Source organism: Klebsiella sp. BDA134-6 (assembly GCF_015601345.1).
GTDB lineage: Bacteria > Pseudomonadota > Gammaproteobacteria > Enterobacterales > Enterobacteriaceae > Klebsiella > Klebsiella grimontii.
The window spans coordinates 3,413,629-3,429,860 of the sequence record NZ_CP064784.1; the positions used below are offsets into that span (position 1 = coordinate 3,413,629).

Here is a 16,232-nt window from a genome sequence, read left to right on the forward strand (position 1 = left end):
GCGCCTTATCCGGGCTAGCACACTGTAGCCCGGGCAAGGCGCGGCCCTAGCGCCGCCCCCGGGAATCCCCGCCAAACGGTCAGAATCAGCACGCCCCGGATAACGCCTTGCCTTACCAGTCCTCACCCTGGCCAAGAATGCGCAAAATATCCTGCCGATGCTGTAGCAGCAGCGGATTGTCGCGATGGCGGGGATACGCCAGCGGAAGCGCAAACTCGGCGATAATCCGTCCCGGTCGCGGTGACATGATTAACACCCGATCGCAGAGCAGCAGCGCCTCTTCAATATCGTGGGTGACCAGCAGGCTGGTATAGCCCTGCTGCTGCCATAGAGCGATCAGCTCCCGCTGCATGCTGATGCGGGTAAGCGAATCCAGCTTGCCCAGCGGCTCATCAAGCAGCAGCAGGCGCGGTTCGTTCAGCAGCGCGCGCGCCAGCGCCGCACGCTGCGCCATGCCGCCGGAGAGCTGGCGCGGCCACGCTTCGCTAAACGCCTGCAGCCCCATTCGCGCAATCAGCGCATCGGCCTTTGGCTCAAGCCCCTTTTTCCCCTGCGCCTGCGGCCCCAGCAGCACGTTTTGCCGCACCGTCAGCCACGGATAAAGGGTCGGATCCTGAAACACCAGTATCCGTTCGGGCCCCGGTCCGCCCATCGCCGCCTCATCAATCTGAATTTGCCCGGCCTGCTGCGGCTCCAGTCCCGCCAGCAGCCGCAGCAGAGTGGATTTACCGCATCCCGAGGGGCCGAGCAGCGCGACGCTCTCTCCGGGCCGCAGCTGCAGACTGATGTTCTCCAGCACCGGCACCGTCTGTTTACCAAGGCTAAAAGCGTGATGCAGATGGCTTATCGACACCGCCGCGCCGGCCGATGCCGCCTGAGGTATTGCGTTCACGGTTACCATTGCATGCCTCCCCGCTGCCAGCTTAGCAGCCGGTCGCGCACCATAAACAGTCCGCTAATCAGGCCGGAGCAGAGCAGCGCCATCACCAGCAGCGCCGCGTACATATTGGGATAGGCAGCCCAACCCTGCGCCCACTGCAGATAAAAGCCAATACCCGATTTCACCCCGACCATTTCGGCGACGATCAGCACCGAAAACGATGCGCCAAGCCCCATAAACAGGCCGACAAAGACGTTCGGCAGCGCGGCGGGGATCGCCACGCGCAGGATCAGGAAGCGCTGGCTGGCGCCCAGGGTCCGCGCGACGTCATACCATGCCTTATCGATGCCGATCACTCCGGACCAGGTCAGCACGGTCACCGGGAACCAGGTGCTGAGCGCAATCAGGAATACGCTGGCGCCGAAGCTGGAAGGGAAAATAAACAGGCACAGGGGCAGCAGCGCGGTGGACGGCACCGGCCCCAGCAGACGCAACACCGGATGCACCCAATAGCCGATCCGCTGGGACCAGCCGATCGCCAGCCCGCTGATAAAGCCGCAGCTGGTACCCAGTAGCACCCCGAGCCCAAGCAGTCCCAGCGAATGCAGCAGGCTATCGAGCAGGCGCGGCCAGTCATCGTACAGTACCTCAATCAGCGCTTGCGGCGGCGCGAAAAACGGCACCGGCAGAAAGGCCGTCTTTGCCGTCAGCCCCTCCCACAGCGCAAAGAGTACCGGCAGCAGCGCCAGCCACTTTCCAGCATGCTGCAGGCGAGCCCCGCGCTGCCGCCAGTAGCGGTAGCTCAGCGCCAGCAGCAAGAGCCCGCCGCCGAGAGTGAACTGCGCCAGCGCCCACCCTTCGCTAAACGGCCAGCGCCGCCCGGCATCGGGCCAGGCCAGGGTAAACAGGCCGCCCAGCAGCCAGAGCGCGGCGGCAAGCAGGCCTTCCGTCCACAGCGGTCTGCCGCTTGTCGCACGCGCCAGCGCCCGTTCAGGCGAAAACGTTGACATAAATGCTCTCCGCAAACTGATGGGGATCGGTGCCCGGCTTAATGACCTGCACCCGCTGAAGATCTACGGCGTACTGGGTCAGCTCTTTGACAAACGCCTCGCCCACCGCGTGATGGCCGTGCCCCTGGCCGTGGAGAATGCCGCTGACCTCCGCCTCATTGGTATTCAGCGCATGGGCGAGGAAGGATTGCGCCACGCTTTCCGGGTGCGCGGCGGCATAGCTGTGCGCCTCAAGAATCGCCTGAGTGAGCGCGGCGGCGGCGGGTTTATGATCGCGGGCCAGGCTACCGCTGACGCCCAGTACGCAGCAGCTCAGGTTGGCGTAATCGCCGGTCATATTGCTGGCGATAAGCTGATACTTGCCGGTTGCCAGCAGGCGATAGCTAAAGGGCTCGCTGCCGCTGATGGCTGCTATTTCGCGTTTATCCAGCGCCACGCTGAGCAGATCCGCCGGATAGACTTTCCACTGTACATCGCTTATCGGGTCGATGCCGTGGCGCTTGAGCAAGATGGCGAAGAAGTTTTTATCCGGCCCGGCCATATCGGTGACGCCGATGGTTTGCCCTTTCAGGCTCTCCAGGCCGCCGAACGGCGAGTTTTTCGCCGTCAGCAGGTTCAGGCAGCCGCCGTGGGTTCCGGCGGTGAGCTTCACGTCGAAGCCCTGCTCCAGCGCCTTCAGCCAGCGCAGCGCCATCCCGACGCCGGCGTCGGCCTTGCCGGTGGCAATCGCCTCCAGCAACACGTCCGTCGAGTTGCCGAAGTTAACGAACTCCACGTCGAGATTGTATTTACTGAAGATCTTCTGCTGCTCGGCGACGGCAACCGGCGCCAGGCACACCGCGCTTTTGTTAATCGCCAGCTTGATTTTATACGGCTGCGCCAGGCGCAGCGCCGGATGTTCTTCCCCGCTCGCCATGGCCGCCATATCGTGAGCCCAAAGCGGCAGGGATGCCCCGGCGAGCGCGAGCCCGCCGGTCAAGCGTAAGAAACGACGGCGGGAAAAAGCGGCTTTCATCATGGCGTCACCTCCGCATGGGCCTGGGCGGCGGGCACGCTAAAGCCGTTATCAAACGTCGGCGTCACGTCCAGCTTTGCGCGGATCAGTCCGTTGGCGAGGTAAAAATTCGCCGTCGACTGCTGCTGAGCGACCGTCTGTGCGTCCAGAGGCTGCCACTGTGACTGGCGATTGGCAAACTGCGCGCGGGCGATATCCGCCGGGAAACGAATAATCTCCCCCAGCGTTTTACCGTAGCTATCAAGGTTGGCGTAGGCCCAGCGCTCGGCGCCGGCCAGGCGGGTAAGGTAATCCTGCAGGGCCGCGCGTTTTTGCGGGTCTTTCAGGGCATCATCGGTTGCCGCCAGGAAGGTGTTGCCCGGCAGCAGCCCTTTACCACTGACCAGAATCTTTCCTTCCGCGGTCTTCACCAACTGCGTGGTATAGGGTTCCCAGGTCGCCCAGGCGTCAACCGATCCGTTGAGCAGCGCCACTTTGGCGTCCACCGGGCCGAGAAACACCCACTGCACCTCTTTCGGCGAAATCCCCGCCTGCTCCAGCGCTTTCAGCGCCACAAAGTGGCCAATCGACCCTTTACCGGTGGCGATGCGTTTGCCTTTTAAATCCGCGGCGCTCTTCAACGCGCTGCCGGGCGAGACCAGCACCGCGGTGCCGGCAGGGTTGCTTTTATCGACGGCGATAGCTTTGACCGGCGCGCCGTTAGCCAGCGCGAACAGCAGCGGCGCATCGCCGATAATCCCCGCATCCACCGCCCCGGCGTTAAGCGCTTCCGCCAGCGGCGCGGCGGCCGGAAACTCGGCCCATTTAATCTCGTAGGGGAGATCCTGCAGGGCGTTGGCGGCCTCCAGCTGCGAGCGCATGCCGCCCTTTTGATCGGCGATTCGCAGGGTGATTCGCTCCTGAGCCGCCGCATAGCCGCTCAGCGCCAGCAGCATCAGCGCCCCGGCTAAACGGGTAAAATGAAGTTTGCGCATATGAATTATCCTTATTTTTGAAAAGCGTATTTGCCTGCCGCCAGCCACGCGCTGTCGTTCTGCGGGGTATGTACCCGACCGCACAGGACGTTGCGATAGTGGCGTTCCAGAGGATTTTGCCGGCTCAGGCCATGGTTGCCAGTCAGCTCCAGCGCCAGGTTTACCGCCTGAATGGCGTTGTCGGTAATCGTCACTTTCGCCAGATTCGCCTCAATGGCGGAAAAGCCCAGCTGCGCGGCCTTTTCCAGCAGGCTGCGGTTGACCAGCAGCCATCCGTCAATCTGGCCGACTTTTTCCTGCACGCGCGACAGGCTGGAAAGCGGTTGCCCAAGGCTGCCCGGAATACGCGTACCCAGCCACGTCACCAGCCAGTCGCGGGCCGCGCGCGCCACGCTGTCGTAGATCGCCGCCAGTAGCGCCGTATGGCGATTGGCAAACAGACGAAACTGCTCGGCGTCCGGCGCGGGAGGCGCATCGGCCGCCCACACGTCCACCGCATACTCATCGGCCACCCGCACATTGTTGAGCACCACTTCGTGGCTGCCGGTTGCCCGCATTCCGGCGTGATCCCAGCTTTTCACCACGCTGACGCCCTCGCTGTCGGCTGGAACCAGCCAGGTGCCGACCAGTGGCCGAGCGTCGTCGCTCCGTCCCCAGACGGCCAGCCAGCTTAGTCCCTCAACACCGGTGGTATAAATTTTGTGACCGTTAATTTGCCAGCCCCCTGCGCGGCGGGTCGCCACGGTTTGCGGCAGGCCGCCGCGCGCTGGAGAGCCGAGTTCCGGCTCCACCCGCAGGCTGTTGATCAGACCGCCCCGCTCGACGGCATCGTGAAAAACCCGCTGACGCAGCGGCTCGGCCCAGCCAGCGTTTTCCGCCAGCCGCAGATGATGCAGATACTGCATGCAAACAATGAGCGCGGTCGCCGGTTCGCCCCAGGCGATGGCGGCGACCGCCTGCTGAAGCCTGGGAAGATCGGCACCTGCCCCGCCGTACTGCTGCGGCACGGCGAGGCTTAAAAAACCGCGCTGGCGCAGACGGTCGATATTGTCGCGGGGAAATTCGCCGTTGGCGTCAAGGCTGGCCGCCTGCTCCGCCATCAGCTGGCGCACCTCCATTAACCGCCGCGCCCAGCCATCATTGGCCTGATCGATCACGATGCGCGCTCCGCCACCGCGCGCAGGGCGGCTTTTTCGCGGGTTATCGGCAGCAGGGCCTTACCGTACTCCTGAGCATCGTTGAGCGGATCGAACCCGCGGATCAGGAAGTTGCGCACGCCGAGGTCGTAGTAATCGAGCAGCGCGTCGGCGACCTGCTCCGGGGTGCCCACCAGCGCGGTGGAGTTGTGGCCGCCGCCTACCAGCTGCGCGATCCCGGTCCACAGGCGTTTATCCACCACCTTGCCCTGCGCCGCCGTCGCCCGCAGACGCTGCGCCCCGACGCTGTCGGGCTTGGCTTTGAAACCGCCTCCGCTCTGCGCCGCCCGCTCGGTGGCGACATGCAGGATATGCTCGGCTTTCTCCCAGGCCTCGGCTTCGGTCGCGGCGATAATCGGCCGGAACGAGACGCTGAAGTCGATTTCGCGCTGATGTTTCGCCGCCTCGGCCCGCACGCGCTGGATGGTTTCCGCGGTTTGCGCCAGCGACTCTCCCCACAGGGCGAAAACGTTGGCATGTTTACCGGCCACGGCGATGGCCGCTTCCGAGGAGCCGCCGAAGTAGAGGGGAATATGCGGCTTTTGCAGCGGGCGAATCGCCGACCACGCCTGTTCAGCCTGATAAAAATCATTGGCGATATCCACCGGCTGTTCGGCGGTCCACACCTTGCGGACGGTCTCAAGGAAGGCATCGGTACGCGCATAGCGCTGGTCGTGATCGAGGTAATCGCCGTCGCGGCGCTGCTCGGCGTCATTGCCGCCGCTGATGATATGCACTGCCAGACGGCCGCCCAGCAGGTGTTCAAGGGTAGCGAACTTACGCGCGGCGAGGGTTGGCGAGACAAAACCGGGACGATGGGCCAACAGGAAGCCGATCTTTTGCGTCGACAGGCCCGCCAGCGCGGTCACCAGAAAGCCATCGGGTTGATCGGACCAGTGCCCCACCAGAAGGCGGTCAAACCCGGCAGCCTCGTGGGTTTGCGCGAAACGCACGATGTAATCGCGGTCAAAAACCGGACCGACCGGGGCGATGGTTTCCGACGACAGGCGGTGGCCGATCATGCCGAGAAACTGAATGCTCATGCAGAACTCCTTGTAGCAGGATAATGAGTGGACCGCTGCGGCGGCGCGTTTTCATTACCCTATACACGGGCTCTTAATGAACAAAATGCATTTTTATCATATCTTAATATGCGAGATAAGCATTGATAAAAATTGTATTTAGGTTTCAGTCAGATACGTTCAGTTGCTGAACGACTTTGCCGGCGAAAAAAGTCATCGGCTGGCTCAGATTAGCCAGATTCTGCGCGTGAACCAACCACAGATGCACCGCGGGCTGGAAGTCAGCGAGGGTCAGCACGGCGACGTCATCGCGCCACGGGCTGGCGGCCAGCGCGGCGCGCGGCACCAGGCCAAGCCCCAGCCCCTGCGCCACGAGGCTGATTTGCAGCTGGGCGCCCGCGGTCTCGACATTCAGCGCTAAGCGCAGCCCCTGGGACTGCAACTCGCGGATCAGCCCCGCCCGCAGGCCGCAGCCGTCGGGATTGAGCACCCAGCCTTTTTCCGCGCAGTCGCGCAGCGCTCCGGCGTGCAGGCGCCAGCTTTTCGCCGCTATCACCACGATATCCAGCGGGCACAGCAGCCTTCCGCTGTAGCCTTCGGCAAAGCGTTGCTGCTCAGGCCCCATCGCCAGCACCCCGTCCAGCTCGACGCTCTCGAGGCGCTTTTGCAGCAGACCGCTCCAGCCGCAGGTCACCTGCGGCTGGAGAGCGGGAAACTGCTGGCGCAGCGCGGCCAGCGCCGGCTGCAGGGCAATTTCCGCCACGCTCTGCGGCACGCCGAGACGCAGAATACCGTGAGGTTCCGCTTCGGGGTCGAGCAGGCCGTACAGCTTTTTGGTCTCCCGCTTGATGCTCAAACACTGCTCGTAAACCCGGTGCCCGGCGGCGGTCAGGGTGAGCGGCCGGGTCTGACGCTCCAGCAGCGTCACGTCGAGGGTTTGTTCCAGACGCTGCAGACGCCGGGTAATCGCTGATTGGGTAATACCAAGATATTCTGCGGCCTGGTTAAGCGAGGAAAACTGCACGGTGGCCAGCAGTGCGTCAATGTCGTCGATGCGCATAGCGTCCTTAAAGCCTGGCCCATCAGAGCTATTTTGCTTGCCATTTTGAACCTGGGCAGTGCTCAGACAAAACTCATAGAGTTTTGAACGCCTTCAGGGCGGCCCGAAGGGGGAGCGTAGCGAATAATCCTCACGTACTACGTGTACGCTGCGGTTCTTCCGCGCTGGCCGTGTTCAAACTGTCTGCGCCAATGACGCTTGATGGGTAGGCTATCAATGTGATTTTTGCATATTAATATATGCGGAAATTGCATTTTAATTATATTAACGCCTTTGCTAGCGTAAAGACCAGCCCCGACAACAGGAAGCGACCATGACCGCACCGCGAGTGGAAAAATTACGCCAGTTTATTCAAGACCTTGATGCACTGCATCGCGAGTTCGCCGACGAGAAGGCCCTGCTCGACGCCGTGGCCGTGCGCCTGGCCGCGCTGGTGAAAAAAGATGACTGGCTGCCGGAAGAGTACACCCTGCCGCATCCCCACCACTATCAGCAGTACCTGCTGCATGTTGACTCCGGACAGCGTTTCTCCATTGTCAGCTTCGTCTGGGGCCCGGGGCAATCGACGCCGATTCACGACCATCGGGTGTGGGGCGCCATCGGCATGCTGCGCGGCGCGGAGGAGAATCAGCGCTACCGCCTGGACGAGCGCGGCCAGCCGGTGGTCAGCGGCGTTGCTGAACGCCTTTCCCCAGGCGAGGTGGAAAAAGTCTCTTCCCGCGACGGTGATATTCACCGGGTGAGCAACGCCCTGGCGGATAGCGTCTCGATCAGTATCCACGTTTACGGCGGCAATATCGGCGGCGTCAGGCGCGCGGTTTATACCCCGGAAGGCCTCGTCAAACCATTTGTCTCCGGTTACTCCAACCGCCACTTACCCAATATCTGGGATCTCTCAAAGGATAATTAATATGCCCACCTGCTCTTATCGTCCGGCCACACAGCTGCGCCAGGCGCTGCTTGACGGCGCCGAGCTGGCGCTGATCGACGTTCGCGAAGAGGCCGACTTTGCCCGCAGCCATCCGCTGTTTGCCGCCAATCTGCCGCTCAGCAAGCTGGAGCTGGACATTTTTCGGCGCGTACCGCGCCTGACGACGCCGATTACCGTCTATGACGGCGGCGAGGGCCTGGCAGAGCGAGCCGTCGAGCGTCTACAGAGCTGGGGCTACGAAAATGTCGCCCTGCTGGAAGGCGGCCTGCCGGGCTGGCAGCGCAGCGGCGGGGAACTGTTTCAGGACGTCAATTCGCCGAGCAAAGCGTTCGGCGAGCTGGTGGAGAGCGAGCGGCATACCCCCTCGCTGAGCGCCGGGGAAGTGAAAGCGCTGCTCGATAGCCCACAGGAGGTAGTGGTGGTCGACGCGCGCCGTTTCGATGAGTATCACACCATGAATATTCCCGGCAGCATCAGCGTGCCCGGCGGGGAGCTGGCGCTGCGCATTGAGGGGTTGGTTCCGTCATCGCAGGCGACGGTGATCGTCAACTGCGCCGGGCGCACGCGCAGCATTATCGGCACGCAGTCGCTGCGCAATGCCGGTTTGCCCAACCCGGTCTACGCGCTGCGCAACGGCACCATCGGCTGGACCTTAGCCGGGTTTGACCTTGAGCGCGCCCAGCAGCGGCGCTACGACGCCGATTTTCGCGCCCCAGCCGAACGCGCGGCGACGGTGAGACAGCTGGCGGAGCGCGCCGGAGTCACCTTTATCGATAGCCCCACCCTTCAGCGCTGGCTGCGGCAGCCCGCACGCACCACCTATCTGTTCGACGTCCGGAGTCCGGAAGAGTATGCCGCGGGCCATCTGCCGCAGAGCGTCAGCGCGCCCGGCGGGCAGCTGGTGCAGGAGACCGACCATTTCGCCAGCGTGCGCGGGGCGCGCATTGTGCTGGTTGCCGATGACGAGATACGCGCGCCGATAACGGCGTCCTGGCTGGCGCAGATGGGCTGGGAGGTGGCGGTCTTACGCGATGCGCGCGCGGAAGATTTTAGCGAGCGCGGTACCCCCGCAGGCCGCGTACCGCCTGGTCCGCAGGCGGAGGAGATCTCTGCGCAGCAGCTGGCGGAACAGCTGCGGGAACCGGGCACCGTGGTACTGGATTTCACCACCAGCGCCAACTATGTCGCCCGGCACATTCCCGGCGCTTACTGGCTGATACGTTCGCAGCTGCGCCAGGCGCTGGAGGTTATCCCTTCCGCCGAACGTTACGTTGTCACCTGCGGCAGCAGCCTGCTGGCCCGCTATGCAGTGCCTGAGGTGGCGGCGTTAACCGGTAAACCGGTGCGACTGCTGAGCGGCGGCACTCTGGCGTGGATTGACGCCGGGCTTGCGCTCGAGCACGGCGAGACGCATCTGGCGACGCCGCGCAGCGATCGCTATCAGCGCCCGTATGAAGGTACCGATAACTCCCCCGGGGCAATGCAGGCCTACCTCGACTGGGAGTTCGGCCTGGTTGAACAGCTCAAGCGCGATGGCACGCACGGGTTTACGGTGTTGTGAATTTCCCCGCTCGCGCTGCGCTTAGCGGGGCTAAGGGCTCACCACCGTCGGCCATACCGTAGCCCGGACAGATGCGCAGCATCGCCTCCGGGAAATTATGCCACTCTGCGCTCTAATCCCGGGGGCGGCGCAAAGCGCCTGCCCGGGCTACGGGTCCACAGCCATCTGCGGTCCAGTAGCTCGGGGAAGGGACGCAATCAGATCTCCGGCGTATTTTTAAAGCCCATCAGCATCAGCATCGGCTCCTGCTGCGCGCCCGCCGGGTCGAAATGATAGCGATTGCCCTGGCGGTCGCCGCCGATATACCACGAAATCTCGGTTTTGCCTTCCGCCAGCGCCTTGCGCACCGCTTTATCGACATCCACCATCCGGTATTCGCGTTTGGAATTGAGATACAACGACGCCTGTGAGCTGTAGTTGCAGGGTGGACGATGATTCCAGGTCACGCTGCTGGCGCTCCAGTCATTGTTCGCCGGATAGAAGAAGATCTGATCCGCGCCGTTGGTCTCCACTTTACCGCCGTAGATCCGCAGCTGATATTTAAACAGCGAGGCGTCCTGGTCCTGCGGCAGCGGCGGGATAGGAAATTTCACCAGCGTCATGGTTTCCGGGTTATGCGTCCGCCCGCCGTTTTGCCAGTTATCGCTCACCACCAGGTTTTCCGGTGCGGCGTGGGCAACCGTCGGCTCGGTGCTGTCCACCAGCGCATTCTCCTTCGCCGTCGTGAAGCGATACGGCACCGCGCTGCCGCAGTCGATCCCCTTGTTCATGCAGCGCTCGGTCATATAGTGCGCCCCTTCCACCGTCCAGCCGTTCATAAAATCCGCGTGCGCCGTATAGATACTGCCCCAGCGCTCTTCGCGCTTATCGCCGTCCATAACCGGATCCAGTGAAAGCTGAATTTTTGCGGTATCCAGCGAGGTTATCTGCGGCAGAACGTAGGCAACGTTCATATTTACCGTCGGGATTTTCACCGGATAATCGCTCGGACAGGCGCCGTTGACATCATATGCCGCGTTACTGTGCCCGTGAGCCGGCTTCAGGTTGACGCCATCCCAGCAGTTGGGGAACTGAATACCGATATTAAACTGTACCGCATCGCCGCCTTTACGCAGTCCACAGACCTCCCCTGCCTGGTTGCTGTAGCCTTTCCCGTTGGCGCACAAAAACGTAATCCGCGAGCTGGGGGCCGAGCCATGATGGTCTCCCGCCAGCAGTTCGAGACCCGCCGGGAACGGTTGCAGCGGATACTGTTCCACTTTGCTGGTCTGATAGTAGGTTTTTTGATACGCCGGCGTCACCACCTGACCATCCGGCAGCTTCATTGAAGGCACCCAGTAGGCGGAACTGTCGGCCTTGTTATCGCAGGTGGTTTCCGGCTGGTCGCGCAGGGTTTGATAGGTGGAAACCGCATCGGTATGGGTATTACCAAAAAAATCATGCCACATGGCCTGATTCGGTTTGCCGAACATCATGATGGCGTCATCGCCCAACGTGTGGTGATATGCGCAGACCACATGGGCCTGCGGGCCAGCATGAGCGGAAAACGCGCTGGCGGCCAGCAGCGGTGCGAAACATACAGCGAACGGGTTCAATTTCATTTTGCAATCCTCCTTGTTTGAAGGAGTGCAGAGATAGCAAACGACCGCCGATGTTACACATCATCAAACATCATTTCGTCTCACCAGGCTCGCGCATGATCCATGAATACTGAAATGATTTCGGCGCCGGAAAATGCGTACGCCGGCGATACGACCCCAGCAGTTGCGGCGTACAGTAGGTACAGCTCCCCAGCCACTCCATGTTTTCATCCGGCACGCCCGCCTCGCGCAGCAGGAGACGCGCAAAGGCTCGCAGATCGAACCAAAAATTGTCGTCACCGGTCGCTTTCGCCTGTTCACCCTCCGACGCCGCCTGATGGGGCAGGAAAAGCTGCTGCCGATGGCGTTTTGCCAGTTCGCCGGCGGGCATCGCCAGCAGCGCCTGGTAGAAGTCGCCGGTGACTTCATAGCAGCAGGCATGAATATGCGGCCCGCTCACCACCACCAGATCTTGCTGGTCGACGTGATAACGCTGAAACAGCGCGAGGCTATTGTCGATAATTCCGCTGGCCGCGCCGCGCCAGCCTGCGTGTACGCTGCAGACATAGCGCCCGTCTCGCGACGCCATCAGCAGCGGCAGACAGTCGGCGGTCACCACGCCCATCTTCTGCCCGCTGACGGCGGTAAACATCGCATCGGCGTGGGGTCGCTCCGCCTGCGGCGCGCGATACTCATGCACGATATTGCTGTGAACCAGTTTAACCGGCGCCATTTCGCTATAGGGAAAGGCGGCGGTTTCATGAACGTCGAGAAAGGCGTAGCGGATACCGGGGATATCGCTTAGTAAGCGGGATGTAAAAGACATGATGCTCGGAAGAATCAATGGATGATGATTTAACCTATGCCAAAGTGGATAGATGCGCAAGGTGGATTCCCGGGCTACCAGCCCGGTAGCCCGGGCAAGGCGCGGCTTTATCGCGCCGCCCCGGGAATCAGCGAAAATGCTCAGGCCAGCGCCGCGCGCTTTTGTCGGCTCATCAGCCAGAATACCGCCGCCCCCGCCAGCAGAATACCGGGAGCAGAGGCGGCCATCACGCCCACGGTTCCGGTGCCCAGCGCCAGCATTTTGCCCGCCAGCAGCGGGCCGCTCATCGCGCCGAGACGGCCGATCGCCACCGCCGTGCCTACGCCGGTGGCGCGGATTTCGGTGCGATAGAACAGCGGAGCCAGCGCGTAAAGCACGCTCTGTCCGCCGGTGGCAAACAGTCCGGCGACAAAGCCGGAGAAGAGCATTGCGGTCAGCGAGGACGCGGTCCCCAGCGCCAGCAGCGACGCCAGCATGCCGGTATAGATCAGCAGCGACATCCACAGCGGGCTGAGCTTATCCATCAGCGCCCCTAGCAGCAGCGTGCCGCAGGCGGCGCCAAACTGCAGGACAAACATCACTCCCGCCGCCTCGCTGGCGCTGAACCCCTGGCCGACTAGCAGCATCGGCAGCCAGTTGATCAGCATATAGACCACCAGCAGCGTGAAAAAATAGCACAGCCACAGCAGCAGCGTGGCGGTAGCATTGCCCGGCGCGAGGAGCGTGCGCAGCGGCACGCCCTGCGCGCTGCGCTGAAACACCGGCGATTCCGGCAGCCAGCGCAGCAGCAGCGGCACCAGCAGCAGCGGAACGATACCGCCGACCCAGAACACCGTTTGCCAGGCGGCGGCGAGGCCGAAAAAGCCCAGCGCCGCCGCCAGCGCCGCGCCAATGGGCACGCCGCAATACATCAGGCTGACCGCCCTGCCGCGAAAGCGCGGACCGGCGGCTTCCGAGGTGAGCGCAATCAGATTCGGCAGCGCCGCGCCCAGGCCGACGCCGGTCAGCAGTCGCGCCAGCAGCAGCGTCGGATAATTCCACGCCAGCGCGGTAGCGATTGAGAACAGGCCGAAGAGCAGCACCGAACCCAGCAGAATTCGCTTGCGGCCATAGCGATCCGCCAGCATGCCGCCCACCAGCGCGCCGGGCAGCAGGCCGAGGATCCCGGCGCTGAAGATCCAGCCCATCTGCATTTTATCCAGCGCGAACGCCTGCGCCATGCCAACGGCGGCGATCCCCGCCGCCTGCAGATCCAGCCCTTCCATCAGAGCCACCATAAAACAGAGCCCGACGGTTAACATCAGGCGCGAATTGCTTGCAGTCGTTGTTTGGGTCATAGGGTACCTTTGCGATATCCGGACAAGCGGAGCAGATGAATGGCGGCTGATACGTTGCCAGCCGCGCGTTGCTTTTATTGATGACGATTGAGCAGATCCAGCGCGACGTCGACGATCATATCCTCCTGACCGCCCACCATCCGTCGCTTGCCGAGTTCGACGAGAATATCCACCGCGCTCAGGCCGTAGCGCCCGGCTGCTACTTCGCTGTGGCGCAGAAAGCTGGAGTAAACCCCGGCATAGCCCAGCGCCAGCGTTTCGCGGTCAACCCGCACCGGGCGGTCCTGCAGCGGGCGCACCAGCTCATCGGCAGCATTCATCAGAGCGTACAGATCGGTACCGTGATTCCAGCCGAGCTTGTCGGCGGCGGCGATAAACACCTCCAGCGGCGCGTTGCCCGCCCCGGCCCCCATCCCCGCCAGGCTGGCGTCGATACGGTCGCAGCCCTCTTCCACCGCGACGATGGAGTTGGCCACGCCGAGGCTCAGGTTATGGTGCGCGTGCATCCCGGTGGCGGTTTCCGGCTTCAGCACCGCCTTGAGGGCGCGGAAATGATCGCGGATATCGTTCATATTCATCGCTCCGCCGGAATCGACCACGTAAATACAGGTCGCGCCGTAGGACTCCATCTTCAAGGCCTGCTGCGCCAGCTGCTCCGGAGTGGTCATATGGCTCATCATCAGAAAGCCTACGGTGTCCATGCCCAGTTCGCGGGCAAAGGCGATATGCTGCGCGGAAACATCCGCCTCGGTGCAGTGGGTCGCCACCCGTACTACCCGCGCTCCGGCCTGATAGGCGTTTTTCAGATCGTGCAGCGTGCCGATGCCGGGCAACAATAAAGTGGCGATTTTCGCCTGGCTGACCGACTCCACCGCCGCTTCAATCCACTCCAGGTCGCTGTGCGCGCCGAAGCCGTAGTTAAAACTGGAACCCTGCAGCCCGTCGCCGTGAGCCACTTCTATCGAATCGACGCCCGCGCTGTCCAGCGCCCGGGCAATCTGGCGCACATTGTCGAGCGAGTACTGATGGCGAATCGCGTGCATCCCGTCGCGCAGGGTCACGTCTGATATATAGAGTTTTTTACCATTCATGCTGCTTCTCCCGCCGTGTCGTTCATCGCCTGGGCCATTTTCTCCGCCGTCGCCAGCGCCGCCGATGTCATAATGTCGAGGTTGCCCGCGTAGGCGGGCAAATAGTGCGCCGCCCCTTCAACCTCAAGGTAAACCGCCGTTTTCAGGCCGGAGAAGCGGCCGACCCCCGGCAGGTTTACCGGTTTATCATCCGGGATGACCTCAAACTGCACCTGCTGCTTCAGGCGATACCCTGGCACATAAGCCTGCACCGCCGCCGCCATCTCGGCGATCGACGCGGCAATTTCCTGCTGCGACGCCGCTTCGCTCAGGACATACACGGTATCGCGCATCATCAGCGGCGGCTCCGCCGGGTTCAGCACGATAATCGCTTTACCTTTCGCCGCCCCGCCGACTTTCTCGATGGCCTGCGAGGTGGTCTCGGTGAACTCATCAATGTTAGCGCGCGTCCCCGGCCCGGCGGATTTGCTGGCAATCGAGGCGATGATCTCCGCATAGTGGACCTTCGCCACCCGGGAGACCGCCGCCACCATCGGGATCGTCGCCTGGCCGCCGCAGGTGACCATATTGACGTTGCCCTCGGCAAGGTTGGCCTCGAGGTTAACCACCGGCACGCAGTACGGGCCGATGGCCGCCGGGGTCAGGTCAATAACGCGGATCCCCGGTTTAGCTTCGCGCAACGCGGCATCGTTTTTTACGTGCGCCCCGGCGCTGGTGGCGTCAAAAACAAAATCGATATCGGCGAATTCGGCCATCCGCATCAGGCCGCCAACGCCCTCGTGCGTGGTGGCGACGCCCATGCGCCGGGCGCGGGCAAGGCCGTCTGATTCCGGGTCAATGCCGACCATTACCGCCATCTCCAGATGCTGCCCGTGGCGCAGTATTTTGATCATTAAATCGGTGCCGATATTACCGGAGCCGATAATGGCGACTTTACGTTTACTCATCACTCTCTTCCTCTTTGGCGACAAAGGTCGCCGCCACTGAACCTAAACCGTCGATATGGGCGGCAAAACGATCGCCGGCGTTAATCGCCACCATCGGGCCTAACGCTCCGGTCAGCACGATATCGCCCGCCCGCAGCGGCTCGCCGAGGCTGGCCATTTTGCGCGCCAGCCACACCGCCGCGTTCAGCGGGTGGCCAAGACATTCGCTGCCCCGCCCGCTGGAGACCTCCTCCTCATTACGGGTCATGCGCATCGCGCAATTTTTCAGGTCCAGCCCGTCCGGACGCCGCGCCGGGCTGCCCAGCACGTAAACGCCGCAGGAGGCGTTATCGGCGACCGTGTCGACGAAGCCAATCGACCAGTCGCGTATACGGCTGCCGACCACTTCCAGCGCCGGCAGTACCCAGTCGATGGCGGCGTAAAGCTCATCAAAGGTAGTATCGGTATGCGGCAGATCGCGTTTCAGCAGCAGGGCGATTTCGGCCTCCACCTTCGGCTGCAGCACCCGGGAGAACGGGACCTCGGCGTTATCGCCATAGCACATATCGGCAAATAGAGTGCCGAAGTCCGGCTGGTCAACGCCCAGTTGCTGCTGCACTTTCGGGTGGGTCAGTCCCACCTTGCGCCCCACCACCCGGCGGCCGTTCGCCACGTGGTGCTGCACGTTCATCCGCTGGATGGCGTAGGCCGCTTCCGCGTTGTCAACGCCAAGCGTATCGCGCAGCGGTTCAATGGCCTGACCGCGCGTTTCGGCATCGCGCAGCCGCTGCGCCAGTTGTTCAAGAGATAAAGTTGTCATCAG

General features: G+C 62.7%; 14 protein-coding genes and 1 pseudogene. 2 read left to right on the plus strand and 13 right to left on the minus strand.

The features are described from left to right. Positions 1-112 precede the first annotated feature (112 nt). The 7 genes and pseudogenes from IYV58_RS15775 to IYV58_RS15805 form a co-directional block, all read right to left on the minus strand. Entirely contained in the window at positions 113-901 is a 789-nt protein-coding gene (locus IYV58_RS15775; RefSeq protein ID WP_004119243.1) for an ABC transporter ATP-binding protein, read from the minus strand. Then, on the minus strand, positions 895-1,890 hold the full coding sequence (locus IYV58_RS15780) for an ABC transporter permease (RefSeq protein ID WP_049115191.1): 996 nt from the start codon (positions 1,888-1,890) through the stop codon (positions 895-897). The genes IYV58_RS15775 and IYV58_RS15780 overlap by 7 nt, the downstream gene beginning before the upstream one ends. Continuing rightward, entirely contained in the window at positions 1,871-2,908 is a 1,038-nt protein-coding gene (locus IYV58_RS15785; RefSeq protein WP_004119236.1) for an ABC transporter substrate-binding protein, read from the minus strand. The genes IYV58_RS15780 and IYV58_RS15785 overlap by 20 nt, the downstream gene beginning before the upstream one ends. Continuing rightward, entirely contained in the window at positions 2,905-3,879 is a 975-nt protein-coding gene (locus IYV58_RS15790) for an ABC transporter substrate-binding protein (RefSeq protein ID WP_004119234.1), read from the minus strand. The genes IYV58_RS15785 and IYV58_RS15790 overlap by 4 nt, the downstream gene beginning before the upstream one ends. A gap of 11 nt (positions 3,880-3,890) precedes the next feature. Continuing rightward, on the minus strand, positions 3,891-4,997 hold the full coding sequence (locus IYV58_RS15795; RefSeq protein WP_195729705.1) for an acyl-CoA dehydrogenase family protein: 1,107 nt from the start codon (positions 4,995-4,997) through the stop codon (positions 3,891-3,893). Positions 4,998-5,016: 19 nt separating this feature from the next. After that, positions 5,017-6,118: pseudogene (locus tag IYV58_RS15800) on the minus strand (LLM class flavin-dependent oxidoreductase). 145 nt (positions 6,119-6,263) lie between these two features. Further along, positions 6,264-7,157, minus strand: coding sequence for a LysR family transcriptional regulator (locus IYV58_RS15805; protein WP_087828254.1), 894 nt, complete (start codon positions 7,155-7,157; stop codon positions 6,264-6,266). A 313-nt stretch (positions 7,158-7,470) separates the two neighbouring features. Between IYV58_RS15805 and IYV58_RS15810 the strand changes: the two genes are divergently transcribed. Further along, the gene (locus IYV58_RS15810) at positions 7,471-8,067 is read left to right on the plus strand and encodes a cysteine dioxygenase family protein (RefSeq protein ID WP_004119221.1); all 597 of its coding nucleotides are present in this window, start codon (positions 7,471-7,473) and stop codon (positions 8,065-8,067) included. Between the two features lies 1 nt (position 8,068). Beyond that, positions 8,069-9,649 carry a rhodanese homology domain-containing protein gene (locus IYV58_RS15815; protein ID WP_195729129.1) on the plus strand — a complete coding sequence of 527 codons (1,581 nt, stop codon included), beginning with the start codon at positions 8,069-8,071 and terminating at the stop codon, positions 9,647-9,649. A 197-nt stretch (positions 9,650-9,846) separates the two neighbouring features. Here the strand turns inward: IYV58_RS15815 and IYV58_RS15820 are convergent, their stop codons facing one another. The 6 genes from IYV58_RS15820 to mhpD form a co-directional block, all read right to left on the minus strand. Next, the gene (locus IYV58_RS15820; RefSeq protein WP_004119215.1) at positions 9,847-11,250 is read right to left on the minus strand and encodes a CBM96 family carbohydrate-binding protein; all 1,404 of its coding nucleotides are present in this window, start codon (positions 11,248-11,250) and stop codon (positions 9,847-9,849) included. Between the two features lie 70 nt (positions 11,251-11,320). After that, on the minus strand, positions 11,321-12,055 hold the full coding sequence (locus IYV58_RS15825; protein ID WP_195729130.1) for a purine nucleoside phosphorylase YfiH/LACC1 family protein: 735 nt from the start codon (positions 12,053-12,055) through the stop codon (positions 11,321-11,323). A gap of 140 nt (positions 12,056-12,195) precedes the next feature. After that, entirely contained in the window at positions 12,196-13,392 is a 1,197-nt protein-coding gene (gene mhpT / locus IYV58_RS15830; protein ID WP_087828223.1) for a 3-(3-hydroxy-phenyl)propionate transporter MhpT, read from the minus strand. 74 nt (positions 13,393-13,466) lie between these two features. Continuing rightward, entirely contained in the window at positions 13,467-14,483 is a 1,017-nt protein-coding gene (gene mhpE / locus IYV58_RS15835; protein WP_195729131.1) for a 4-hydroxy-2-oxovalerate aldolase, read from the minus strand. Further along, on the minus strand, positions 14,480-15,430 hold the full coding sequence (gene mhpF, locus IYV58_RS15840) for an acetaldehyde dehydrogenase (RefSeq protein ID WP_004119206.1): 951 nt from the start codon (positions 15,428-15,430) through the stop codon (positions 14,480-14,482). The genes mhpE and mhpF overlap by 4 nt, the downstream gene beginning before the upstream one ends. Next, a complete protein-coding gene (mhpD, locus tag IYV58_RS15845; protein ID WP_087828226.1) occupies positions 15,423-16,229 on the minus strand; it encodes a 2-keto-4-pentenoate hydratase in 807 nt (268 codons plus the stop codon). Before mhpD ends, mhpF begins: the two co-directional genes overlap by 8 nt. Positions 16,230-16,232 lie beyond the last annotated feature (3 nt).